We start from the raw sequence: 24404 nt of genomic DNA on the forward strand, positions 1-24404 counted from the left end.
ACTTCCCGAGGGTCAAATGGGAAATTCTGAAGTAGGACACCTTAACATTGGAGCAGGTAGAATAGTATATCAAGAGCTTACCAGAGTTTCAAGAGAAATAGAGTTAGGGGAAGAGAGCTTAATATTCCACAAATAGATAGGGCTGAAATGCTTGGAAATATAATGAATAAGTATAAAAAATCTGTAGCTGTTGCTGGTAGCCACGGAAAAACTACAACTACTTCACTGATATCTATAATCCTTGAATATTCAGGCTTGGACCCTACAATTTTAATAGGGGGAGAGCTTGATGAAATAGGAGGTAATATTAAAATAGGAAATAGTCCACATTTTATCACTGAAGCCTGTGAATATGTTGAAAGCTTCCTTAAGTTTAATCCCTTTATTGGAATAATATTAAATATAGATGAGGATCATTTAGATTACTTTAAAAATATTGATCATATTAAGGATGCTTTTAGAAGGTTTGCTGATAAGATACCAGCCAATGGCTTCTTAATTGCTAATATTGATGATATGAATGTTAAGGAGTTATTGCCTAAAATAAAATGTAATATATTAACCTATGGTTTATGTGAAGAAAGTGATTTTACTGCAACTGATATAGAGTTTAATGAAGAAGGCTTTTCAAGCTTTAAAGTATTACATAATGGTAAGACCTACGGCCACTTTCAGCTAAGAATACCTGGATATCATAACATATATAACTCTTTAGCTTCTATCGCAACCTCCTATATATTAGGTGTCTTACCTCAAGATGTTGCTAAGTATATACCTATATATAAGGGTGCCCATAGGCGCTTTGAAATGTTAGGTGAGGTAAAGGGGGCAAAGGTGATTGATGATTATGCCCACCATCCAGCAGAAATACGTGCTACTTTAGAAGCTGCTAAAAATTATCCCCACAGAGATATATGGTGCATATTCCAACCCCATACCTATACAAGAACACAGGCGTTGTTAAATGAATTTGCTGAGTCCTTTGATAAAGCTGACCATGTCATAATTACCGATATATATGCCGCAAGGGAGCTTGATGAGGGAAAAGTCCATAGCAGTAAAATGGTTGAGCTTATGCAGCATCCTGATGTAAGATATATTAAAGACTTTTGTGATATTGCCGACTTTTTATATAACAATATAAAGCCCCAGGATATTGTAATTACCATGGGGGCTGGAGATGTATATGAAATAGGCAGACAGCTGCTAGATAAAAAAAATTAGTAATTAATAAAATTATTTATTTGATATGTTTAAGGATAGGAAAGTTAGGGTAATGTATAAATAAACATACCCCCCACTCCCCTATCCATTAATTTATAGAAAAGGGTCGAACTCCCCCAGTTCGACCCTTTTCATATATTATTAATTATCAGTGTCCTCTTCATAACCATAGATTTTTAATAACAAATTCCTTGTTTCTTCTATATCGTGTACAAAGTAGGAGGTTCTTCCATGGTACTTAGGTTCTCCTGGCAATACATTTATGCTTACATTTTCCATTTCTAAGCCAATTGCCTTTGTTGCGTATACAACTGCATCCTGTAGATTAATATCTGTACGAACAAATTTAAAAGCAGTAGTTACAACTGATGGTAAACGGAAGCTTAAGGTTTTTTTAATTGCACTTTTCATAAATTCCTGTTGAGCTTTAATTCTACCTAAGTCGCCATCAGCATATGAAACCCCTTCGCTACCTGGTGTGGCTTGCCTATATCTAAGAAACTTAACTCCATCCTCTCCATTTAAAACATGATGCCCTGGTTCAAAATAAATTTTTAGTGGTGGATCATCGTAAGGGTCTTCATAATCCATTAAATGTGATATGTATACTGGTACTCCTCCTATAGAGTTTATAATTGATTCGGCTCCACTGTAGGTGACTGTGACATAGTAATCTACTGGAATGTCTAGTAGTATATCACTTAAGGCAGTTTTTACTCCTATTGCTCCGTGGTCTCCATAAACAGAATTAAATTTCTTTTTTCCTATTCCATTGTATCCTGCCCTAGGATAATATGTATCTCTTGGTATAGAGATTAGGTCTATCTTTTTTATATCGGGATCAAAGGATACAAACATTATGGTATCACTTCTTAACCCTTCAAGCCCTAGTAATACGAAGTTTATTCTTGAGCTTTCATTTACAATCTTCATTAATTCATCTATTTCATCTGGCTCTAGGTTCTCTTGACCTTCCTCTATTACAGGTACAACCGTACCACTGCCTACATGATTGTCCTTCATATAATAATTAAAGCCCCATACTAATCCGTTAAAGATTAGAAAAAAGCATATAAAAGCAATTATAAATACCTTTAAAAAAACCTTCATTTTGTCACTTCCTGTCTATAGCTTAATACTAAAAGGGTTTATTAGCAAATATCAATATATATAAATATATTTTGTATAATTCTATACTAACTATTGTAACAAATTCTTTTTATTTAATCTATAGACTGAGGAAAATTTCACTAATTTGAAATATTAGTAGTGCATAGTAAACAATGATCCCTTTACATATTTTGTGTATAAATATCTCCAAATGCCTAAATGAAACCTTACTTTTCTCTCGGTATATAAAAAGTAGTTAAGAAGTCTTTGCTTATTGCTTATATTTAATTCTGTGTTACTATATTTTGCTGTAATATACAGATTTGCTATTTCTCTTAAGTCCTCATTTGGAACATAAACACTTGCATTTACCCTCTGTGCATGTTCATGAGAGGTTTCTCCCTTGTTAATTGGATATCCTAATATATTTAGAAGCTCTATTGTATTTTTATACATATAAATCCCTTTATCATCTTTGTCAATTAGCCTCTTATGATATCTTTTAATACGAAAATACATGTATGCTACTCTTAGTGGTAAAATACCAAATATGATTATAAGTATTGCAAATGGAATAAGCTCTTTAAGTCTGTTCCATATTTTATTTTGTAGCTGTTGATTACCCCCATACTGGCTTTCAAGAGGTATCTCAAAATCATAATTTCCCGCTTCATTGTTTGAGTGCTCCATTAGAGCCAATAATTCATTCATGTCATTTGCATCTGTTGAAGCTTCACTATTGGGTTGGTTTTCTGGTAAATAGCTTAACTCGTGCTGAGGTGCTGAAAAAGCAGGTGTTGGTTCAAATGTTACCCAGCCTATTGAATCAAAATATGCCTCCACCCATGCATGGGCATTTAGCTGTCTTACTAAATAATACTCTCCATCCAGCTCATCAGGCATTTTGTACCCTTCAACATATCTTGCTGGAATTCCAATAGATCTTAGCATTATTGTCATCGAAGAAGCAAAGTAGGTACAATAACCCTCTTTAGAATTAAATAAAAAGTGCTGAATAAAGTCTTCTCCAATTGGTGTGTGTGGAGCCTCTAAATTATAGGTGTAGTTTTCTCTTAAGTATTCCTCTATTAACACAGCCTTTTCATAGCTGTCTTTTCCTTTATGAGCTATTTCTGTAGCTAGTTCAGTTATGGGTGATGAAATGTTTTCTGGTATCTGTAGGTATTGCCGATTAATATTTGATGCTTTAACATTACTATGTCCTATACTTGAATGAAATGTAGGAATTACTGCCTTTAACTTGTATTTCTCATTTTTATATCTGCCGCCTTCAAGGGTAATTTGGTAATTTTGGTCAATAGATATTTTGCTTTTGGTGTTTATATAAATCTCCACGGGCTGATAGGGTGAAAATAACGTATAGGAAGCTAAATTAATATTTGTTATTTCCAGCTCTGCTTCCTGCCCCTTTACAACCTCCCGTGGTATGCTACTAATGTAAGACAGCTTTTCAGCTTCTCCAAACCACCAGTTGTTATCTTTGTATGTTGTTTTAACATTCCCCCTAAGATACATTGGGTTAGAGGCCTTTACCTTCATTACAAGCTGGTCGTTTAATTCTACAGGTCCACCCAGCTGTCCCACCTCTGACTGAAACCCTGTTTGTGAGAAATTGAATAATTGTCCCCTTGCCATTTGTCTGCTATATATTATATCATTTCTTAAATCAGCCATAACTGGATATCTTTCAACTATTTTTTCCTCTAACCAATACCATTGTATTAGACTACCTGCTTTGGGTAAAATAGCAGCAGCAATTATAATAATAATTCCATAGCTTATGGTTATCTTTACCCATGGCTGAAATATTTCTGACATAACAGTTACACTTTCCTGCCTCCAGTTGTTATTTATAAATGAATACTTTTCTATACCATATAGGATGATATTTAAAAGGAAGAAAAATATCATCATTATATATGCTGTATCTACATAGTTATACCAATAGTATAAGAAGGCCCCAGTGTATATTGGTGTTATAGCCAATATCCTATTTGCTTTAAACATTATTATAATTGTAAAAAAGCTTATTATGGCAATTATTAAAATCCAAAAAGCCATAGCATAATCAGGGAGAATAGCTTCATAGCCCCTAATATGACTCCAAACATTGTCAACGAAGCTGAATAACCAATCCATAAGCTTAAATACTAGTTCTGGTTTATAATGGTTTAAGGGCAGAAAACCTATAAACCCTATTAATAGTACTAGGTAGAAGGAAAAGGGAAAAAGTATAAAAAGCTTTACTATTATTCCTACTAGCATGGTAATTATTAGCTTTACTATACCCATTGTTGAAAGACCTATAACGTTACTAATTGTATAGGAAAGGGTAAATACCATTAATAGGTATAATAAAGTGTACATAATAATTTGATTAACATTAAGCTCCTTTTTCATGTTTACCTCCCAGTACATCCCTTATATCCTGCTTACCATCTATTATATATAAGGGTATACCCTCTGCTTCTAGTATTTTACCTATTTTTTTATTTTCCTCCCATATTTTAGGGTCTTTTAATTCATCCCCTATTACAACATAAGCAGGGTTATAGTTTTTCATCTTCAATTGTATTCCTTGTGCACCTGTATTCTTTGTTAACACAGGTGTAATAATTAATAGGGAAGAGCCCTGACCTATACCAGATGAAAGTCTTTCAATTTCAGTAGAAAAGCCTTTTTCTCCTATTGGAGAGAAGCTGACTAGAGCCTCCATAAAGCTTTTTAAATATACAGAGCTGTCTCCTGTAACTTGTATAGCCTTGTTTTTACTCTGGAAGAGCAACGAGACCTTTATAGTTCTTTTTAGGCAGTAATCTATTACCGATAGAGCCACCTCTACACCGGTATCCTCCAGCCAGTTTTCAGTATCCCGAGAATAATCTTGCCTATTACTATTTAATAGGATGATAACCTCTGTATCACCTCTAAGCTCAAAGCTTTTTACTAGAAGACTCTCCTGCTTCTTGCTAGAAGCCTTCCAATGGATTTTCTTAACTGGATCTCCCTCTTGATAGGGGCGTAAATTAGATACTGCAGAATAATCCTGAAAGGTTGGATCTTTTACTAATAATTCTCCCATTTGTTGGCTTGCATGGATTTTAAAATAATTTAATGGAACTATTCTTGGATATACTTTTAGGGATATAGGTGCTAAAATTTTTTTGTTAAAGGAAAATAAATTAAAAACATCCTTTATAATTAAACTTACCTCACCAACGCTATAATTTCCTCTACGTTTACATACTACAGGGGTTTCATCCCTATATATCTCCTTAGTCATTAAGTAAAAAACCTTTTTAGGGACTTTTATTCCAGATAATCTATAGGCGATGTTATTTTCAAACTCTAGTCTTGGATATGAAAATGGTAAAGTGTTTTCGAAGGTATATTTTATTCTAATTTGATCCCCAGCCATTAACTCTCTTTCTGGTAAGCTTACAGTACCATTTAAAAATACTTTTCCAATATAACTATGAATGGCTGGAATAATTAGTGTTCCTAAATAAAAGTAAAGAAGAAAATATGGTACTCTCCCTCCAATAAATAAAGCAGTAATAAGAACTGCAGCACCAACTACTATTAATGAAGCTTTAACCTTCATTTCCACTCACCACCGGAACATGTACCCTCTTCAATACATCCTTAATAATATCCTCTGCCCTTCTTCCTTCAATTCGAGCCTCAGCAGATAATATTAGTCTATGGGTTAATACATATGGTACTATCTTTTTTACATCATCTGGTATTACATAGTCTCTGTTTTTAATATATGCTAATGCACGAGAACCTCTATATAAATCAATAGATACTCTAGGGCTTGCACCTAGGTGAATATCTTTATGACTTCTACTGGCATTTGATATTCCCACTATGTAATGCAATATATCTTCATGAACATATATTTCGTCTACTTCCTTCTGCATTTCTATTATTTCCTCTTCACATGCAACGGCTGTTATTTTATTTAGCCATTTGCTTTCTTGATAATTCTTAATTATCTCCTTTTCTTCATTAACACCTGGATATCCTAAAGATACCCTCATCAGAAATCTATCTAATTGTGCTTCTGGTAGTGGGAATGTTCCTTGATATTCTATTGGGTTTTGTGTGGCTAATACCATAAAGGGTTTTTTAAGCTGATAGGTCTCCTCATCAATAGAAACCTCAGCCTCCTCCATAGCCTGCAATAGGCTGGCTTGAGTTTTCGGAGATGTTCTATTTATTTCGTCGGCAAGTATAATTTGATTAAAGATAGGACCCTTCTTAAATATAAATTTTTCCTGTGCCCTGTTGTAAAGGGTTATACCAGTAATATCAGAGGGCATCATATCAGGAGTAAACTGCATACGACAATAGGACAAATTAATACTCTTAGCTAGGGCTTTAACCATGGTGGTTTTTCCAACTCCAGGTACATCCTCAATTAATAGATGTCCCCTTGCTAAAAGACATATTAACACCTTTTCTAAGACCTCATCCTTCCCTATAATTACTTTTTTCATGTTTTCCAGAATTTTTGATGCCTTTTCCCTTCTCCTCACTTTGCACCTCTCCCTTATAATCGTAATGTAAACTTAGTAAAAATTCAGGACTCCTGACCTTTTCTGGTACAATGTTTTTGCGAAGCAACACTATACCTCCCAGAAATGAATAAGTCCTAGCTGTTCTATGTTTTATTGAGATGTTTTTTCATTTTTACTTTACAGAGCCTCTTATTATAATAATATTATTTTTTTACGTTATATTGTTCACATATGCTTTGAACTTCTATTATATATATTAAAGCTTTATTAAATTACTCCTTCTAATTTGTTTGAATGTTACAAATTGTTAAAAATTTCAATAAAAAAAGCCCTATTATGGGCTTGATTTTAACTCTATTCTTTCTTTATCTTAAATTGCTGACCCCTAATACCCTCACATAGTCTGTGTATGGGTCCTCTGTTCCTTGAACCAAGGTTTCTTCTGCCTTTAACATAAGAATATGTTCAATAATCTCTCTAGTTATACGCTCTCCAGGAGCCACCAACGGTATTCCAGGTGGATAAGCCATTATAGATTCACCACTAATTTCTCCTTCCGATTCCTCTAGCTTTACTATTCGCTTATTACTGTAGTAGGCATCTCTTGGTGACACAATTAAATCTGGATTTTTTAATACATTGTATATAATCTTTAATTCCTCGTCTTTTCTATATTTTGTAGCTATATCTCTTAAAGCTTCCACTAAAGCCTTTAGTGATTCCTCTGTATCCCCCAGACTAACTATGGCCATTATATTATAATAATCCGCCAGCTCCACCTGTATATTATATTCATCCCTTAATATATCATATACTTCAAAGCCTGTTAGACCTAGCTTTCTAACATCAACACTAAGCTTAGATTCATCAAATCCATGTACTCCTGGTGTACCCACCAGCTCTTTTCCAAAGGCATACAGTCCATCAATCTCATTAATCTGCCTTCTTGCATCTCGTGAAAGCCTTAAAACCTTTTCTAGTAGTCTTTCTCCCTCTATTACCAGCTGCTTTCTAGCAACATCAAGGCTTGCCATTAATAAATAGGAGCCACTTGTGGTTTGCATAAGGTTTAAGTTTTTCTTTACTGTGAAGGGGTCTATTATACCCTCCCTCAATAATAAAAGTGAGCTTTGAGTTAGTGACCCTCCAGTTTTATGTAGGCTTACTCCACTCATGTCAGCACCTAATTCCATTGCACTCATTGGAAACTCAGGATGAAACCCCATATGGGCGCCATGGGCTTCGTCAACCAATACTGCCATAGCATTTCTATGGGCTATTCTTACGATTTCTTTAATGTTGGAGGTTGCACCATAGTAGGTAGGATTAATAATAAAAATCGCCTTTGCATCTGGGTGTCTTCCTATTGTAGACTCTATACTCTCCACTGAAACACCAGTTGCTATTCCCAGCTCTTCATTAACCTCTGGCTGTATATAAATTGGTATTGCACCACTTAGTATAATCCCTGCTATAGCAGATTTATGAGCATTTCTAGGTATGATTATTTTATCTCCCGGTTGGCATGCACTCATAATCATAGCCTGTACACCTGAAGTGGTGCCGTTGACTAAGAAATAACCATGATCTGCACCAAATGCATAGGCCGCCAATTCTTCAGCTTCTTTAATTACACCTATTGGGTTACAAATATTGTCCAAGCACTTCATGGCATTTACATCTATTTCCATAATAGTTTTGCCAACAAAATCTGTAAACTCTTTTATTCCTTTACCGTGTTTATGTCCCGGCACGTCAAAGGGTATAACTTTTCTTTTATGATACTCCTTTAATGCTGTAAATAATGGTGTTTGATTTTGATCTAAGCTATAAGACATATACACCCTCTCCTTTTTTAAACCATATTAATATTATCAACTACTTACCCTAAAATATAATATAAAATCTAGTAACCAAATTTAAATTAACCGCTGAACTTATTAAAGAACATTTTAAACTAAAATGCAAGGATTTTTATCTTGCATAATAAAAAATCTGACACAGCTTGTGTGTCAGATTTTAGTTTATTCTGCGAATATTTTTACTAGCTCGTATACCATTCTACCACTATTCATTAAATCTTTAATGTAAATGTGCTCCTCTAGTGTATGGGGCTTTTTGGCTCCAATACCTAGGTTTATTGCTTTAATTCCATTTCCATTAAAGATGTTTGTATCACTACCTCCACCTGTTGATGTAGTGTATGCCTCAATATCCATTCTATTGAATACCTCTTTGGTTTTTATAACTATTTCATCATTCTCCTCTATGTTGAAGGCAGGGTACATTCTTTCAATATCTAGTTCTACTTTGCCTCCAAAATCTTCAGCTGCCTTTTGTAGAGCCTCTGCCATATGCTTTGTTTGTGCATTTAGCTTATCTTCATTTATACTTCTTGATTCTGCCTTTATAAGCACCTCTGCTGTAACAATATTTGTAGCTTCTCCACCTGTAATTACACCAATATTAGCAGTAGTTTCTTCATCTATCCTAAGCAGCTTCATTTTATCAATTCCACGGGCTGCAATCATAATGGCACTTACTCCCTCTTCTGGAGCAACTCCTGCATGGGCTGGTTTGCCAATTATTTTAGCATTTACCTTATCCTGTGCAGGTCCTACCACTACTATCTCCCCTGGTGATCCACCGCTATCAAGGACAAATCCGTACTGGGCTTTTAATTGACTATAATCTAGATTTTTAGCCCCAAACAGGCCTCCCTCTTCCCAGATACTAAAGGCAACCTCAATATCTGAATGCTGAATATTGTTTTCCTTAACTAATCTAATTCCTTCTAATACAGCAGCTAATCCAGCCTTATTATCCCCACCAAGAATGGTACTTCCATCACTGTATATAACCTCATCCTTTATAATTGGCCTTACACCTTCGCCTGGCTTTACGGTATCCATATGGCAGCTAAATAAAATTGTTGGTCCATTTTTATTTCCCTTTAATCTACCTATTACATTTCCTGTTTCTCCTCCAACCTTTTCTCCCGCTTTATCAACTGTAACTTCTAACCCAAGATCTTTTAATTTTTTAATCAGAACCTTTGCTATCTCTCCTTCTTTACTGGAGTGGCTATCAATTTGAACCAGCTCTAAAAACTCATCTACAATCCGATCTCTGTTTACCATATGTTCTTCCTCCTATATGTAATTAATTTATTCCTTATATAGTATTATAATATAATATATAAAATAATAAAATCATTCTGCAGAAACGATACAATGAATATTATTGTTGGTTATGCCTTAAAATAAGTTAAATAACCTTACTTAAAGGGAGGCACTAATGTACGTAATTTATCACGGTACAGGAAGAATAATAATTGGTTCTATTTTAAGTAAAATTCATTTAAATAGCTTCGATATTAATATTTTAGATAGTATTAAAACTAAAGATGCTTTATGTTCTTTACATAAAATAGAGAGACAAGCAATTGGTAGACTTGTCTTTCTTGGTAGGGATCAACATGAAAATGAAGTTTTTCTCTTGAACACCATAGCTGCTGAAACAATAATAATTCCAGCACTATTATCGGTTTTTGATATACATGGTATAGATAAAAAAGAAATATTGCTTGTGGACACTGGATCTATGTCAGACATTTTCTATTACTTAGGGAGCTTATTTATGGGTATATCTCTACTGAATTCTTATGGAGTTAATCTAATAAAATTTGCTATTAACAGACATAGAGGTAAAATACTGAATATATTAGATACCACTAAAGCAAAGACTGAAAAGTAAAGAAAACTTAGTTCAGATGGAGTTTTAACTCCACCTGAACTCTAGTTGCCCTTATTTCGAAGCTTGGCGGCACTTAGCTCCCGCTTAAGAAGCGGGAGTGTTAGTAACACCTCTTATATTAATTACTAAACTCTAGTACATCTGTGGATACTGTTGCCCAAGTCCGTATCCAATTCCTGGTCCAAAGCCCCTTCGTGGAAAGCCTCTTCTCCTGTTTATTAACTCCCTTAAAACTAATATTGTAATTAAGTCTCTAAATACCCCTCGGAATTGAGAGGCATAAGGCTGCCCAGCCTCCATTTCATATATTTGCCCAACCATCTCTTCAATCATTTGAGGGTCTACCTGTGGATACATCCTCGGATTAGATGGTACATCCATATGGTAGCAAATTTCTTGTACCTTTGGATATACTCTTTTATACACATCTGGATACATGTCTGCTAGTCTAGAGCAATCATCATAATAATCCATATATGTACCTGGCATTCCCCAATATGGATAATATCTCATTCTTTAACAACCTCCTTTTCTTTATTACATTTTATGTATGGCTTAGTATAATGCCACCTTTTTATCATTTAAGTTGTATTTATTTCATATAATTAAAGAGCAATTAGAAATGAGTAATGAGTAATGAAAAACCTTAGAATTAAAAATTAAAAATTAAGAGTTAAAAATTAAGAATTAAGAGTTAAGAGTTAAGAGTTAAGAATAACTTTAAAAGCAATGTTGAATGGAAAGTCGAAAGAAGACTCAAAACCCAGTTGAAAATTGAAAGTGGAAAATGGAAAATTACAAATCATAATTAAGAGTTAAGAATTAAGAGTTAAAAGTTAAGAGTTGAAAATTAAAAGTGAAAATATAAAAGATAAAAGATTAAAGAATAAATTGAAAATTGAAAATTGAAAATGGAAAATGGAAAACCATAAAACAAAGTTAAAAGTTAAGAGTTAAGAGTTAAGAATTAAGAGTTAAAAGATGAAACAGGAAAGTTGGAAAGACAAGAACAAAGGCAATGTTGAATGAAAAGAGAATGAGTAATAAAAAATAATTGGTAACGGCTTTTAGTTTAGGGGGATTAAAATGCTAGCATTTTTTCAAAATATATTGTATAACTTTTTTATTTCTTTAGGGGTAATGATAGGTGGTTGCTTTTTTGGCGGTGTAGCCGCCACATTAAACGGTCATCCTCCCTTGAAAACTATGTTAGATTTATGCAATAGAATAAAGGTTTGGGCAATTATAGTGGCTCTGGGAGGAACAATACCATCTATCAAGGTTCTTGAAATAGGCATATTTAACGGCGAGGTAAGGGGGCTTGTTAAACAGGTAGTCTATATTCTTAGTGCTTTACTAGGTGCCCACATTGGATATATGTTAATTTATTATTTAGAAGGCAGTGGCTCATTATGAGGAGGATATACAGCCTCATTTCTATTGGTGTAATAGGCTTTCTATTTGGTGTTATGTTAATGAACTTATTCCATATGCATACCCTTGATAGGCTTTACAGGATACAAAATCAACTTGCTAACCAGGTTATAGATAAGGATATTAAGCTTAAAGGATTAAATGCAAGTATAAAAGAAAGCAATACCCTTTTCATTAAGGATATTGAAATAAAACTAGACTTTGAAGGTAACTTATTATTTAAGGATATGATCGAAGAAAATATTAGGTTTTTTATAGCTGATTTAGTTGGTAAAGAGCTTTCACAAATCGACGGTCAAATGTTATATAAAATTTTAAATAGTAGAATCATAGAAATAGAAGATAAAAATGTTAAATTGACTATAAAGTATTTAATTATTGCTGAAACCATTGAAATTTCCATTGCTGCCACTGTAATTAATTCATAGTACCCTGTAATAAACCTTGATACTTGCCAATATATTATATTAGTAGGCTATTATGGTACGAGGGGGGATATTATGCGAATTTATGTTTTTAAAAAACGCAACCTTTATATTTTTGCAGTGCTTTTATTTCTAATTATTTTAGGCTCCATACTGTTTTGGCAATATACTAAAGATAGAGCAGTAAGTAATATGCAACTGAAATATACCTATAGTCAAATGTTACCTGAAGAGGCTCAGCTTTTATTGGAGAATAATCCAGAAGTGGTAATATTAGATATAAGGGATATAGAGGATTATAAAAAAGGTCATATTAAAGATGCTATAGCGTTACCCTATAGAGAGCTACGGGAAACTATAGGTGAGCTAGATTACGAGAAAACCTACCTTATCTACTGTGATACGGGAAAAGACAGTGCTAAGGCATCTAAAATAATGGCAGAATCTGGCTACTCCAGAATCTTTACCCTTGTAGGAGGCTATAAAAAATGGCCCTACGAAATAAGGAAAAATTAGTTAATTTTAAAGCCGTTACAATTGTGTTTTTGTAACGGCTCTATTTTTTTCTTTAAACTTCTGTTTTTGCTAGTGGAGTAATTACCTTGCCCGTTTTTACATCAATATGAAGCAGCCAGTATCCACTGGGGTTTTTTGTTGTATCTGTTTTACATGGGTGCCAGTATATAAAGCCCGTTGATCCTTTATATGGCTGATCTTCTCTTCCTCTCTTTCCTGGTATTCCATAAACATAATACTTTGCGTTTTGGTCTGAGTCATAAGCTATTCCAAAAATATAATGCTGATATAAATAGATTTGTCTGTGATATTCTGAAGGCTGTTGATATGGATAAAAATATGGAGTATGGTTTATACCCTCTATATAAGCAATGAAGGGCATGTAGCTCCTATATATTGTCTGATAATTATAATAAATTTGCCACCATTGATAACCCGGCAGGTTTTCTTCAAAGGGATTAACCTTAGGAAACATTTTTAACGTGCTTTCTATATAGACCTGTAATGATTTCAAAAGACTTTTTTCTCCGAATGGGTCCTCCTGATTTTTTTTGCTGCTGGCCCCTTCTGTTAGACGACCTTCTTTGGTCTGCGGAGTTTTTTCTGTTCCTATATTATCCTCCTCAAAAGAATAACTAAACTGCGATTTAGGAGAAGGATACTTTTTATTTTCAGACCTATCTACTTTTTCTAATTTTTTTTCAGAATCGTTTTTGGACTGTTTTGTTTTATCATTTCGAGATTCTTTTTCTCCCCCAATTACAGAATTTTCTTTTGGATTTTTTGCTTGTAATGAAGATGCTTCACTTATTTTAGATTTGAAGTCTGACTTTTTAAAGGAACCGAATAATTTTTCTTCAACCATTGGCTTCCAGTTAATTTTTTCCTTGTCTATGTACCCCACAAGTGGTGCCTCTAAAACCTTGTTTTCACCTACTGTTTCTGATAGTAAAACCAATAGGTTAAACTCATCTATAGATTCTCCAGAAGCCTTAACGTTTGCTGCATTAAACTCCCATTGTACTTCTCCTTTTCCATTTGAGTCTATCTCCATTGGTCCGATGTCAACGATGTTTGGCTCTTTGTCCCCTTTTGCATTAATCAGATACCAACGATATCTCATATCTTTCCCTAAGGCCGGCTTTATATTCTGACAATATAGTGTCATAGTACCTTTATCATTACTTATTTCAACCTTAGAATATCCCTTTAGTCCCCCTTGGTTGCTTTTTTCAAATACTGTATCCTCACTTTCAAGTATAACAAAAAATCTTCTATATCTTCTTTGCATTTTCTACCCCCCTTTGCTTTTTCTTATTCTTTAAAATTTATACTCTGTATCATTATATGAATGAAAATATAAATAGTTTACATATTTCAAAAAAAAGTCAAAGACAGGAGCTATAAAAAAAAAAGAATCTGAGGTATCAAATTCTATTTTATCTCAGCGGCGTTACTAACACTCCCGCTTCTTAAGCGGGAGATAAGTGCCGCCAAGCTAGAAAGTAAGCGGAACTAGAGTTCAGGTGGAGTTAAAACTCCATCTGAACTAAGTTTTCTTTATATTTCTTCACTTATTCTATTTGCAAGAAGGGCAAATTCTTCAATGCTTAAAGTTTCACCTCTTCTTTTTTCATCTATTTTACAATCTTCAAGTGCTTCTTTAATCAAGGCTTTATTAAGCTGTAGAGTGCCTGAGCTAAGGGCATTAAGTAGGGTCTTTCTTCTTTTACCAAAGGCATCCTTTACTAGTTGAAAAAAAACATCCTCATCAGTAACCTCCACCCTAGGCTTATCTAGGACATCTAACCGAATAACACTGGATTCTACCTTTGGCTGAGGTATAAAGACTGATGGCGGTACTGTTAATATAGTTTCTACATTGCAATAATATTGTACCGCAATGGATAAAGCACCATATTCTTTAGTAGCTTCTTTGGCCTTCATCCTTTCAGCAACTTCCTTCTGTATCATAATTATTATTGATTTCACTGGGATTTTTTCTTCTAAAAACTTCATTATTATTGGAGTTGTAATATAATAGGGTAAGTTTCCTACAACTATTGTTTTATTAATGTCTAACCTGTCTACTATTAAACTTTTTAAATCTAACTTTAAAATATCACTATTGACTATCTCTGTATTCTTATAATCCTTTAAGGTTTCAGATAATATAGGTATTAGCTTTTTATCAACTTCAACTGCAACAACCTTCTTAGCTGCTTCAGCTAACTCCTGTGTAAGGCTTCCAATTCCCGGTCCAATCTCTAGTACATAGGAATCCTTTGTTATTCTTGCACCCTTAATTATTTTATCTATAATATTTTTATCTATAAGGAAGTTTTGTCCTAAGCTTTTTGAGAAGTAAAAACCATGCTTAGTAACTATTTCCTTAGTCTTGTTTGGTGTAGCTATTTTATCCATATACCATCCCTACTCCTTTAGTAATTCTATTGCAGCTTCAAACTCTTCCCTTGTAACTCCATAGTTATTTAGTCTATTTAATAACTGCTTACTATTTCCATAGCCTATGCCTAGGGCTTGTCCTAAAATATTTCTTCTCTCCGCTGACCCTTTTGCCCCAATAAGCTTATTTTTTACAAGATCAGCATTTGTAAATTCATTTCGTTCTTCTGTTACTTCATATCTAACTTTACTTAAGGCTCTTATAATGCTTTGAGGTGAAGCGTTTTCTATTCCAATATTGTCACCCTTAGTTGCCTCATCCTTAGACAAAAAAGCATGCTTGCATCCAGGTATTTTATTAGATATTATTTTGCGTATTTTTTCACCTGCATAGTCTGGATCAGTAAAGATAATAACGCCTCTATTATTCATTGCCGTTTGAATCCTTTTAATAACAGAAGGAGGTAAAGCAAATCCACCAGTTATAATAGTTTCTGCAGCAACAGCCTTTTTTATGGCGGAAACATCATCTTTTCCCTCCACAACTATTACTTCTTTTATCATGTTATCCTCCTTGCTCCCCATAGCTCCATAGCTTGTAGGGTATCGACCAACCTCTGTAATATCTTTATTATGAGTATAAATATTTAGCATAATATACCTAAAAAATAAGACCAGCTCTTAGCTGGACTTATTGCTCTAATATATAAACTTTAACATCTCGTCTTCCAAATTTCAAGGCTTCACTTCTTTTTTCATAATAAAGATCAATTCTATTGCCTTTTATTGCTCCACCTGTATCTTCTGCTACTGCTATACCATAGCTAGGGGTTGAATCTGTTGATTCTATATAAAGCTTTGTACCTAAAGGTATAACCGACGGATCAACTGCAACAACTCCTGGTCGAACCTTCGTGCCGCTTCTAGTTATTCCATAATAGGGGTCACCTGGACGTTTACCTGTACTCTCATATCCTGCATCATAGGCAGTAGCCTCCATTGTCAAAACCTTTTTGTATCTCCTAACTTCACCTCTGGAGGTTACAATATAGTTCATGGTTCCCTTTTCTACGATTTCATTAATAGCTGGTTTATGTATTTTTTCCTCAATAATCTCACGAGATATTTCTATTCCGTCTTCATAGGCAATTTTAACTTTCACTTCTTTTAAGCCCTTTTGTCCCTCCTGTGTAGTTACCAGCTCTCCATGCTCTAACGAATCGTTATATCTAATAATTGTTTGAAAGGGGATTTCCTGTTCTTCAACTAAAAGGCTTTCTTCTACTCTTGTTATTTTAACAACCTCTCCTGGATGTAGGGTGTTATTAATACCAGGCTCAACCTCGTCTAGTTTGCTTAATTCAATGTTTAATGACTTCAATAGGTCTTCAATTGTGGCTTCAGCAGTGGTTATAGTCTTCTCTTGTCCAGCATCAATAAGAATAATTTCAAACCCACGATGTATGGTAATTGTCGAGCCATCCTTCACCTTTTCATGTAGCTGTGGAATTACTTTATCCTTTTCGTTAAGCTGAATTCCTTCCTTCTTTAGTATGTCTTCTACTGAACTGGCAAAGGTCTTCACCTCTGTTTGCTGTCCATCATGATTAATAATCACAGTTTTATTTAATTGAGCAACAATAACTCCTGTAAATACTAATAAAAGTATCATAGCGGCAATTAAGATTTTTTTATTAAAAAATCTCTGGCTGCTTAAAAAACTTTCCATTGTATTTCCTCCTGTCTTTTTCCAAAGCAAAAACTTTGTTCATACTATTCTACATTAAATATTTCTTTTGTCAATACACTTGCCAAAAGTTGTATGTTTTGCACTATTGGCTATATTTAAATTATTGAAACTTTTTTATTTTTTTATACATTAAAATAGAAGTCTTGGTAATAATAAGCTTTTCTATAAACAAGGCTTATTTCGACTTATTTGGAAGCTTGAAGGCACTTATCACCTACTTAAGAACCAGAATTATTTGTAACACTGCTGTGATAAAATGTTATTTACTGTTAATTTCCTAGGAAATATGTAACTATATAATTTATTATGTATTAGCCTTCTTAATATAGTAATATCTGTTATAATTGTATATATATTATTTGCATAAACAAATATCAATACTACAGGAGGTATGATAATGCTGAAGCCAAAAAAAGTATTATTCTCTATAATCTTAATTATATTATATGTATCAATAGCTAATTATTCTTTTGCTGACAATTATAAAGAGATAAAAATTTATGTTGATGATAAGCCCCTCTCCTTCGATACTGGTGCTTATAAAATAAACAATCGCGTAATGGTTCCCTTCCGAGGCATACTAGAGGCCTTTGGTGCTCAGGTTGGGTGGGATGAGAACACAAAGACAGTTACTGCATATAAGGATGGAATAGTAATTAAACTATCAATAGGTAGTACTACGGCATATAAAAACACCACAGCATATAAATTAGATGTGCCTCCACAAATTATAAATAGTAGAACCTTTATCCCTGTTCGTTTTGTTTCTGAAGCCTTAGGAATGGATGTTAAATGGGATGGTAAAAATCAATCAGTTTATATTGTTGACCCTTCTATTCCATTTTCCTTTAAGGATATTTCTATAGGCACAACCTTAGCTTCTGTCGAGGATAAACTAGGAAAGCCAATTAGAGTGGATTCAAGTGAATATGATTTTGATTGGTACATTTATCATAATAGGTATATGGATTATCTTCAAATCGGTATAAAGGACAGAAGAGTAGTAGCTCTATATAGTAATAATCTCGGTTGGAAAAATCATTATAATATAGATGTTAATGCTAGTAAAAAAAATATTAGGAATATACTAAAGGATTCTTTGGTAGGAATTATAAAGGGTAATACAATTCATTTATTACCTCCCTTTGAAGCTGGAAAAGAAGAGTATTATTTATATCAATTAAACAATGGCTATGTAACCATTTTTTTTGATTTGCATAATAATGACAGGGTCTCTGCAATTCAACTTATTGCAAAGGAAAGTGAAGAAACTGTTAAGGAATTTAACTATATGTCATCAAGCTTAAAATTAGCCTTTGAAAAACAGAGCTTTGATCTAGTTAATGCCAGCAGAGCTAAGATGGGCTTAGCTCCTTTAGAGTGGTGTGCCAGTGCCTCTGATGCTGCATATAAGCATAGTTTAGATATGGCAGTAAATAGTTTTTTTGGCCATGAAAATTTATATAATAAATCTGTTTCTGATAGATTAAAGGCTGAAGGCATTAATTATAGGAGGGCTGGGGAAAACATCGCGGCTGGCCATCAAAATGCTATCTATGCCCATGAAAACCTACTTAATTCGGAGGGCCATAGAAAAATGATTTTAGGTGAGTTTGAAAAATTAGGAGTGGGAGTACATTTTGGCGGGCCATATAATGTATATTTTACTCAGAATTATTATGCCAAAAAATAACTTAAGGTAGAGGGGGACCTCTACCTTACTTGATTAATTTATGCAAAGCTTACAATATCAATGCCTTCATTTTCTTTGGCATTGAGGTCTATTACTGTTTCTGAATTATTGATCTTTATAATGGGTCTATGTATATTCTGCTTTGGTACAAAGGCTATTCTTCCTTCTCTGCCATCAGTAAGCTTTACAGTCTGACCTATAAAGCAATTTCCTATACGTTGCAGAAAGATATATAATATCTCTGTATCTAATTTATCTAAATACTCTAATTCCATAATTTTTATTGCATTAAAGGGTGTTAGCTTTGGTCTGTAGGGACGTTCGGAGGTAAGGGCATTGTATATGTCTGCAACAGCAATAATTCGTGCTAATAGTGGAATTTTGTCTCCATTCAACCCCATCGGATATCCGCTGCCGTCCATCTTCTCATGGTGAAAAAGTACTGCCTGTTTTACTTCTTCACTAACAAAGTCATATTTCTTTATTAGCTCATGACTATAAACCACATGCTTTTCACACTCTAGTCTTTCATCATTAGTTAATTTGTCTTTTTTATTTAGCAATTCTACTGGCACCTGTATCTTACCAATATCAATTAATAAAGCGCTTAAAGTTAAGTTTTGTAATTTTTCATTTGGTAGGGCAAGCCATTTACCTAAAGCATAGCTAATAAGAGTTACGTTTTGACTGTGGGCATAGGTTATGTCATCATAGTCTTTAATTTTTTCTAAAAGCTGAAAGATATTGATTTTACCTTGAAAAACCGCTAAGGTCTTTTGAATATTCTTTTTGACATCATCAGCTTTTATCTCTTCACCTTTTATTATTGCCTGGAAGTCATTTTGCAGGTTTTTTTGTACATCTTTAAAATTGCTTCTAAAGCTTTCAACCTCTTTTTTCTCCATTTCAATCATTATTAAATCATCATTATCTTTTGAGAAATTATCTGGTATGTCTAAAGGTTCTTTATCAAGCTTTATTCTAACTCTTTTTATTTGATGAAGCTCTAATAGATTTTGTATTTTGTCAATTTCCTTTAATACAGTCCCCGCTGGAAGTAAAACATTTCCATACCTATTTACAACTTCTGATTCAAGAGTCATGCCTTCTTCAATTTGATTTACTAAAATATCTTTATAATTTCTATTTACTGAATATGACATTCCACTACCCCCCACACCATAAAAATTTTGGTATATTAATATAATTATCGGAATAACTTAAGGATTTCAAAATATAAGAAAGTAAAAAAATAAAAAATAGGACTTTAGCTCCTATTATTGGATTATTCAACAAAATGTCGAAATATCCTCTTTTTTGTAATAAGAAAGAATATTATTTTACAAGCACTTAATAAAGAATACTTAATTCCGCTACTTTCTAGCTTTACGGCACTTATCTCCCGCTTAAGAAGCGGGAGTGTTAGTAACGCCGCTGAAATGTATTAGTATTTAGATATGTTTAATTTACTTAATTCTAAAGAAGTTAATAGCATTATTTGATGTCTTTTCAGCTACTTCATTGTAGTTTAAGCTCTTTGCCTCTGCAATTGCCTCCACCACATACTTAACATAAGCTGGCTCATTCCTTTTTCCTCTATAGGGTACTGGAGTAAGGTATGGTGAATCTGTTTCTACCAATAGCCATTCTAGTGGAATCTCCTTTGCCACCTCATGGGTTTTCTTTGCATTCTTAAAGGTTAGTGGTCCTGCTAAAGAAATATATACTCCCTGCTTAACATATTCTTTAGCCAATTCTAAGCTTCCAGAATAACAGTGCATTACACACCCTGTTTTACCCAAATTATATTTCTTTACAATATCAAAAACATCCTTATGGGCATCACGGTCATGTATAATAACGGGTAATTCAACTTCTTTAGCTAGCTCTACCTGCTTTATAAACCACTCCTTTTGTACTTCTCTTGGTGAATGATTATAATAATAATCTAAACCAATTTCTCCTATGGCAACTACCTTTTGCTTATTTGTTAAAGACCTTAATACTACTAGGGTGCTTTCATCCATATCCTTTACATCATGGGGGTGGACTCCTACAGCTGCATAGACCATGTCATATTTTTCAGCTATATTTACAGCTTTTACTGAAGAAGTAAGATCAGCACCTGGGTTTAATATATGTCTTAACCCATTGTTTTTTGCAGATTCGATAATTTCATCTAAGTCTTTATTGTATCTTGCATCATCTAAATGGGCGTGACTATCAAATAACATTGAAAAACCCCCTAACTAATTAACGTACCATGTGGTATATCCTTGTCTACTGTTGCTAAAACAAGGCTTTCTTCATTAGATGCTGCCAAAATCATACCCTGTGATTGGATGCCTCTAAGTTTAACAGGTTTTAGATTGGCAACTAAAATAACCTTTTTATTGATTAGCTCCTCTGGTGAATAGTTTTGGGCAATACCTGAGACAACCTGTCTTACTTCTTTTCCCATTTGTAGCTTCAATACTAGTAAACGATTAGCTTTGGGATGCTTTTCTGCCTCTATAACCTCTGCAACCCTCAACTCCACCTTGTCGAACTCATCAATTGTAATCTCTTCCTTTTTATTAACTTCAACTGTCTCTTCCTCTTTTGTAGCACCATTTATTTTTTCTATATATCTACTGTTAACCTCTTCTAGCTCTGCAGCTTCTTTTTCAGTATCTAGTCTCGGGAAAAGCACCTCACCTTTATGAACCTTTAAACCATCTGGAATTAGTCCGAATTTAAAAACGTCCTCCCAAAGGGTGGCTTTCCCATCATATATACCTATTTGTGACCATATTTTTTTAGTTATTGTCTCCATAAAGGGTTTTATCAACAATGATATAATCCGTATTGTATCCATTAAATTATATAATACTGTATCAAGCTGATGTTTCTTATCCTTATCTTTGGCTAGTATCCAAGGTGTTGTTTCGTCAATATATTTGTTTGCTCTTCTTATAACCTTCCATATTTCTTCCAATGCCTCATGGAACTGTAGACGATTTAAAGCAGCCTCTACTTTCTTACCAGCGTCTGTAACAACCTTTATTAGGCTATCATCAAAATCTCCCTTTGCCTTGCTGGGGGGAATAATACCATCATTATACTTTTCAACCATTGCAACACTTCTACTTACTAGGTTGCCTAAGTCATTAGCTAAATCAGAGTTTATTCTGTTTATGAAGGAGCTGTTGGTGTAGTTTCCATCTTGTCCAAAGGTAAATTCCCTCAATAAGAAATATTTTAATGCATCAATTCCATACCTCTCAATTAATGGCTCTGGATATACAACATTTCCCTTTGATTTTGACATTTTATCAGCACCAGAAAGTATCCAACCATGACCATAAACCATCTTTGGTAGTGGTATTTCTAATGCCATCAAAAGTGCAGGCCAAATAATTGTATGGAATCGAACAATCTCCTTACCTACAAGATGAACGTCAGCAGGCCAATACTTATTATATTTTTCATCATTATCTGACCCATAGCCCAGGGCTGTTATATAGTTACATACTGCATCGAACCAAACATAAATAATATGTTTTTTGTCAAATGGAACTTTAATTCCCCAGTCAAAGCTCGTTCTAGATACGCATAAATCCTCTAGTCCTGGTTTCAAAAAGTTGTTTATCATTTCATTTCTTCTTGTTTCAGGGAAGCAAATTTCTGGATGCTTATCATAATACTCAATTAGTCTGTCCTGATATTTTGAAAGCTTGAAAAAATATGCCTCTTCCTTTGCTAAGTGTGCTTCTCTATTACAGTCGGGGCAAAGATTTCCTTCCTTTAATTGAGTTTCTGTCCAAAAAGATTCGCAGGGGGTACAATACCAGCCTTCATACTCACTTTTATATATATCTCTCTTATTATATAGTTCTGTAAAAATCTTCTGTACCGCCTCCCCATGGTATTCATCAGTTGTTCTAATGAATATATCATAGGATATGTCCATTTTACCCCAGGTGCTTTTTATTTCTTCTACAATTCCATCCACATGCTCCTTTGGTGTGATACCCTTTTTAGCTGCTGCTTCCTGAATTTTTTCTCCATGCTCGTCTGTTCCTGTTAAGAATTGTACATCGTAACCACAAAATCTTTTAAACCTAGATATAACATCAGCTGCAACAGTAGTGTAGGTATGCCCAATGGTTAATCTTGCGTTGGGATAATAGATTGGTGTGGTAATGTAAAATGTCTTTTTACTCATTAGCTTCTTCCTCCTTTATTTATGCTTATATTTAATAACCAAAAAATAAATAAACCCCATCCCTAAATATAGGGACGAGGTTTGTCTCGCGTTACCACCCTAGTTCATTATTATTTTTCAACAATAAACTCTATAGGCAAAATTATTCGCCTTGCCTTATAACGTAGGCAATTCGTTATAGCCTAAGAACTTAATTCCTCAGCCATAAGGTTCAGGGGCCATCTTCAGCTTAAGCTTCAGTACCGGCTTTCACCTTACCCGGCTCTCTATACCTGAAAAATAAACCTACTCTTCCCATCATTACCATATATATTTATGTTACTAACTGTTAATTATCAGTTGCTCTTTCATTATTCATTGTTTTTTTATTACTTATTACTCATTTATTTTATGGTTTTTCACTTTTCAATTTATTCTTTTATCTTTTATCTTTTATCTTTTAATTCTTATCTTTTCACTTTTAACTCTTAACTCTTAACTCTTAACTTTTCATTTTTCACTTTTCACTTTTAATTATGTTTCTTGTTTTCCATTTTCCATTTTCCATTTTGTTTTATGGTTTTTAGTTTTTATCTCTTAACTCTTAATTCTTAACTCTTAACTTTTCACTTTTAATTTTTAATTTTTAATTTTTAATTATGTTTCTTGTTTTCCATTTTAAATTTTCAACTTTGTTTTCTTGTTTTTCATTACTCATTACTCATTACTCATTACTTTTATTATACTTCAATATATTAAATAATAATCTGTTTGTCAATAAATTTTACAATATTTTAGTGGATTATACTGAATAGTGCTTTATATTCACTAAATGACTGTAAAGGTGGATCAGTTAAATACTAAAAAGGCATATCACCTAAAATAATTTGGAAGAATGCTTGTATCGATTCCAAGACAGTCATCAACTCTATAATCTACAATGCTATTATTATTTATATATAAATAAATTGCCGTGGTTCCTTTGTTTTCCCCCCTAATAAAGGGCATGTATATCAGTATTTCTTCTTTTCTATCCTTTATAATCATTTTACTATTTTTTTGAATCGTTATATAAGGCGAGCCAAGAATGTCTATTAATTCCTCTTTATTAAGTCTCAAAAAATCTAGCTGAGCTTCTGAATCATATTTAGAAATATAGTTTTGCCAATCAGGATTAACTATATGAGCAGCTGGTGAAGATTGTATATAAGTATAAGTTATAGTTGGTCTAAATATAATAATACTAATAAATATTAATACCATTAAACATATGTTAATTCTTTTAAAGTCCATGATTTTACCTCCTAGTAAAAGCAGTTGTAAATATAGATAATTTAATAACAACTTTATTTTTACT

21 protein-coding genes and 1 other annotated feature are annotated in these 24404 nt (G+C 33.5%); of the genes, 6 read left to right on the plus strand and 15 right to left on the minus strand.

Going from position 1 to position 24404, the window contains the following annotated elements; genetic code table 11:
• The first annotated feature begins 147 nt into the window (after window positions 1–147).
• The gene (gene murC, locus F8154_RS02080; protein ID WP_243141134.1) at window positions 148–1224 is read left to right on the plus strand and encodes a UDP-N-acetylmuramate--L-alanine ligase; all 1077 of its coding nucleotides are present in this window, start codon (window positions 148–150) and stop codon (window positions 1222–1224) included.
• A gap of 141 nt (window positions 1225–1365) precedes the next feature.
• On the opposite strand, the gene F8154_RS02085 is transcribed toward murC, so the two are convergent.
• The 6 genes from F8154_RS02085 to F8154_RS02110 all read right to left on the minus strand — a co-directional run bounded on the left by F8154_RS02085 (window position 1366) and on the right by F8154_RS02110 (window position 10021).
• Window positions 1366–2334 carry an LCP family protein gene (locus F8154_RS02085; RefSeq protein ID WP_151859937.1) on the minus strand — a complete coding sequence of 323 codons (969 nt, stop codon included), beginning with the start codon at window positions 2332–2334 and terminating at the stop codon, window positions 1366–1368.
• Between the two features lie 153 nt (window positions 2335–2487).
• Window positions 2488–4755 (minus strand): DUF4129 domain-containing transglutaminase family protein, encoded by a 2268-nt coding sequence (locus F8154_RS02090; RefSeq protein WP_192930121.1) that lies wholly within the window; start codon window positions 4753–4755, stop codon window positions 2488–2490.
• The gene (locus F8154_RS02095; RefSeq protein WP_151859939.1) at window positions 4739–5959 is read right to left on the minus strand and encodes a DUF58 domain-containing protein; all 1221 of its coding nucleotides are present in this window, start codon (window positions 5957–5959) and stop codon (window positions 4739–4741) included. The genes F8154_RS02090 and F8154_RS02095 overlap by 17 nt, the downstream gene beginning before the upstream one ends.
• On the minus strand, window positions 5949–6899 hold the full coding sequence (locus F8154_RS02100) for an AAA family ATPase (RefSeq protein ID WP_243141135.1): 951 nt from the start codon (window positions 6897–6899) through the stop codon (window positions 5949–5951). The genes F8154_RS02095 and F8154_RS02100 overlap by 11 nt, the downstream gene beginning before the upstream one ends.
• Window positions 6900–7246: 347 nt before the next feature.
• A complete protein-coding gene (locus F8154_RS02105; RefSeq protein WP_151859940.1) occupies window positions 7247–8719 on the minus strand; it encodes an aminotransferase class I/II-fold pyridoxal phosphate-dependent enzyme in 1473 nt (490 codons plus the stop codon).
• Window positions 8720–8905: 186 nt separating this feature from the next.
• Window positions 8906–10021 carry a M20/M25/M40 family metallo-hydrolase gene (locus tag F8154_RS02110; protein WP_151859941.1) on the minus strand — a complete coding sequence of 372 codons (1116 nt, stop codon included), beginning with the start codon at window positions 10019–10021 and terminating at the stop codon, window positions 8906–8908.
• 157 nt (window positions 10022–10178) lie between these two features.
• Here F8154_RS02110 and F8154_RS02115 point away from each other — a divergent pair, with 157 nt between their 5' ends.
• Window positions 10179–10637 (plus strand): DUF3189 family protein, encoded by a 459-nt coding sequence (locus tag F8154_RS02115; RefSeq protein ID WP_151859942.1) that lies wholly within the window; start codon window positions 10179–10181, stop codon window positions 10635–10637.
• Window positions 10638–10769: 132 nt separating this feature from the next.
• On the opposite strand, the gene F8154_RS02120 is transcribed toward F8154_RS02115, so the two are convergent.
• Window positions 10770–11150 carry a hypothetical protein gene (locus tag F8154_RS02120; protein WP_151859943.1) on the minus strand — a complete coding sequence of 127 codons (381 nt, stop codon included), beginning with the start codon at window positions 11148–11150 and terminating at the stop codon, window positions 10770–10772.
• A 573-nt stretch (window positions 11151–11723) separates the two neighbouring features.
• Between F8154_RS02120 and F8154_RS02125 the strand changes: the two genes are divergently transcribed.
• The 3 genes from F8154_RS02125 to F8154_RS02135 all read left to right on the plus strand — a co-directional run bounded on the left by F8154_RS02125 (window position 11724) and on the right by F8154_RS02135 (window position 13012).
• Complete coding sequence (locus tag F8154_RS02125) at window positions 11724–12053, plus strand: YtrH family sporulation protein (protein ID WP_151859944.1); 330 nt, start codon at window positions 11724–11726, stop codon at window positions 12051–12053.
• Window positions 12050–12499, plus strand: coding sequence for a hypothetical protein (locus F8154_RS02130; RefSeq protein WP_151859945.1), 450 nt, complete (start codon window positions 12050–12052; stop codon window positions 12497–12499). The genes F8154_RS02125 and F8154_RS02130 overlap by 4 nt, the downstream gene beginning before the upstream one ends.
• 72 nt (window positions 12500–12571) lie before the next feature.
• Window positions 12572–13012, plus strand: a complete 441-nt coding sequence (locus F8154_RS02135; protein WP_151859946.1) for a rhodanese-like domain-containing protein — start codon at window positions 12572–12574, stop codon at window positions 13010–13012.
• Window positions 13013–13064: 52 nt separating this feature from the next.
• Here F8154_RS02135 and F8154_RS02140 read toward each other — a convergent pair whose 3' ends face one another.
• From F8154_RS02140 to F8154_RS15475, 4 genes are all read right to left on the minus strand, one after another.
• Window positions 13065–14303: a hypothetical protein gene (locus tag F8154_RS02140; RefSeq protein WP_151859947.1), complete on the minus strand. Its 1239-nt coding sequence runs from the start codon at window positions 14301–14303 to the stop codon at window positions 13065–13067.
• 269 nt (window positions 14304–14572) lie between these two features.
• Window positions 14573–15436, minus strand: coding sequence for a 16S rRNA (adenine(1518)-N(6)/adenine(1519)-N(6))-dimethyltransferase RsmA (gene rsmA / locus F8154_RS02145; RefSeq protein WP_151859948.1), 864 nt, complete (start codon window positions 15434–15436; stop codon window positions 14573–14575).
• A gap of 9 nt (window positions 15437–15445) precedes the next feature.
• Window positions 15446–15982 carry a ribonuclease M5 gene (gene rnmV, locus F8154_RS02150; protein WP_151859949.1) on the minus strand — a complete coding sequence of 179 codons (537 nt, stop codon included), beginning with the start codon at window positions 15980–15982 and terminating at the stop codon, window positions 15446–15448.
• Between the two features lie 127 nt (window positions 15983–16109).
• Window positions 16110–17147: a ubiquitin-like domain-containing protein gene (locus tag F8154_RS15475; protein WP_151859950.1), complete on the minus strand. Its 1038-nt coding sequence runs from the start codon at window positions 17145–17147 to the stop codon at window positions 16110–16112.
• Between the two features lie 418 nt (window positions 17148–17565).
• On the opposite strand from F8154_RS15475, the gene F8154_RS02160 reads away from it, so the two are divergent.
• Window positions 17566–18861, plus strand: a complete 1296-nt coding sequence (locus F8154_RS02160) for a stalk domain-containing protein (RefSeq protein ID WP_192930122.1) — start codon at window positions 17566–17568, stop codon at window positions 18859–18861.
• A 38-nt stretch (window positions 18862–18899) separates the two neighbouring features.
• Here the strand turns inward: F8154_RS02160 and F8154_RS02165 are convergent, their stop codons facing one another.
• The 4 genes from F8154_RS02165 to F8154_RS02180 form a co-directional block, all read right to left on the minus strand.
• A complete protein-coding gene (locus F8154_RS02165; RefSeq protein ID WP_151859952.1) occupies window positions 18900–20024 on the minus strand; it encodes an HD-GYP domain-containing protein in 1125 nt (374 codons plus the stop codon).
• 303 nt (window positions 20025–20327) lie between these two features.
• Window positions 20328–21095 (minus strand): TatD family hydrolase, encoded by a 768-nt coding sequence (locus F8154_RS02170; protein ID WP_151859953.1) that lies wholly within the window; start codon window positions 21093–21095, stop codon window positions 20328–20330.
• Between the two features lie 11 nt (window positions 21096–21106).
• Window positions 21107–23068, minus strand: a complete 1962-nt coding sequence (gene metG / locus F8154_RS02175) for a methionine--tRNA ligase (protein ID WP_151859954.1) — start codon at window positions 23066–23068, stop codon at window positions 21107–21109.
• Between the two features lie 67 nt (window positions 23069–23135).
• Window positions 23136–23378 (minus strand) — a binding site (T-box leader).
• 542 nt (window positions 23379–23920) lie between these two features.
• A complete protein-coding gene (locus F8154_RS02180; RefSeq protein WP_151859955.1) occupies window positions 23921–24340 on the minus strand; it encodes a hypothetical protein in 420 nt (139 codons plus the stop codon).
• Window positions 24341–24404 lie beyond the last annotated feature (64 nt).

It is taken from the genome of Alkaliphilus pronyensis (assembly GCF_009017275.1).
In the GTDB taxonomy this organism is placed as follows: Bacteria; Bacillota; Clostridia; order Peptostreptococcales; family Natronincolaceae; genus Alkaliphilus_C; species Alkaliphilus_C pronyensis.

Excerpts from the sequence above, each read along its gene's own strand:
- murC (WP_243141134.1), top strand. The coding sequence starts at position 148 with ATGCTTGGAAATATAATGAATAAGTATAAAAAATCTGTAGCTGTTGCT.
- F8154_RS02085 (WP_151859937.1), bottom strand. The coding sequence starts at position 2,334 with ATGAAGGTTTTTTTAAAGGTATTTATAATTGCTTTTATATGCTTTTTT.
- F8154_RS02090 (WP_192930121.1), bottom strand. The coding sequence starts at position 4,755 with ATGAAAAAGGAGCTTAATGTTAATCAAATTATTATGTACACTTTATTA.
- F8154_RS02095 (WP_151859939.1), bottom strand. The coding sequence starts at position 5,959 with ATGAAGGTTAAAGCTTCATTAATAGTAGTTGGTGCTGCAGTTCTTATT.
- F8154_RS02105 (WP_151859940.1), bottom strand. The coding sequence starts at position 8,719 with ATGTCTTATAGCTTAGATCAAAATCAAACACCATTATTTACAGCATTA.
- F8154_RS02110 (WP_151859941.1), bottom strand. The coding sequence starts at position 10,021 with ATGGTAAACAGAGATCGGATTGTAGATGAGTTTTTAGAGCTGGTTCAA.
- F8154_RS02115 (WP_151859942.1), top strand. The coding sequence starts at position 10,179 with ATGTACGTAATTTATCACGGTACAGGAAGAATAATAATTGGTTCTATT.
- F8154_RS02120 (WP_151859943.1), bottom strand. The coding sequence starts at position 11,150 with ATGAGATATTATCCATATTGGGGAATGCCAGGTACATATATGGATTAT.
- F8154_RS02125 (WP_151859944.1), top strand. The coding sequence starts at position 11,724 with ATGCTAGCATTTTTTCAAAATATATTGTATAACTTTTTTATTTCTTTA.
- F8154_RS02130 (WP_151859945.1), top strand. The coding sequence starts at position 12,050 with ATGAGGAGGATATACAGCCTCATTTCTATTGGTGTAATAGGCTTTCTA.
- F8154_RS02135 (WP_151859946.1), top strand. The coding sequence starts at position 12,572 with ATGCGAATTTATGTTTTTAAAAAACGCAACCTTTATATTTTTGCAGTG.
- F8154_RS02140 (WP_151859947.1), bottom strand. The coding sequence starts at position 14,303 with ATGCAAAGAAGATATAGAAGATTTTTTGTTATACTTGAAAGTGAGGAT.
- rsmA (WP_151859948.1), bottom strand. The coding sequence starts at position 15,436 with ATGGATAAAATAGCTACACCAAACAAGACTAAGGAAATAGTTACTAAG.
- rnmV (WP_151859949.1), bottom strand. The coding sequence starts at position 15,982 with ATGATAAAAGAAGTAATAGTTGTGGAGGGAAAAGATGATGTTTCCGCC.
- F8154_RS15475 (WP_151859950.1), bottom strand. The coding sequence starts at position 17,147 with ATGGAAAGTTTTTTAAGCAGCCAGAGATTTTTTAATAAAAAAATCTTA.
- F8154_RS02160 (WP_192930122.1), top strand. The coding sequence starts at position 17,566 with ATGCTGAAGCCAAAAAAAGTATTATTCTCTATAATCTTAATTATATTA.
- F8154_RS02165 (WP_151859952.1), bottom strand. The coding sequence starts at position 20,024 with ATGTCATATTCAGTAAATAGAAATTATAAAGATATTTTAGTAAATCAA.
- F8154_RS02170 (WP_151859953.1), bottom strand. The coding sequence starts at position 21,095 with ATGTTATTTGATAGTCACGCCCATTTAGATGATGCAAGATACAATAAA.
- metG (WP_151859954.1), bottom strand. The coding sequence starts at position 23,068 with ATGAGTAAAAAGACATTTTACATTACCACACCAATCTATTATCCCAAC.
- F8154_RS02180 (WP_151859955.1), bottom strand. The coding sequence starts at position 24,340 with ATGGACTTTAAAAGAATTAACATATGTTTAATGGTATTAATATTTATT.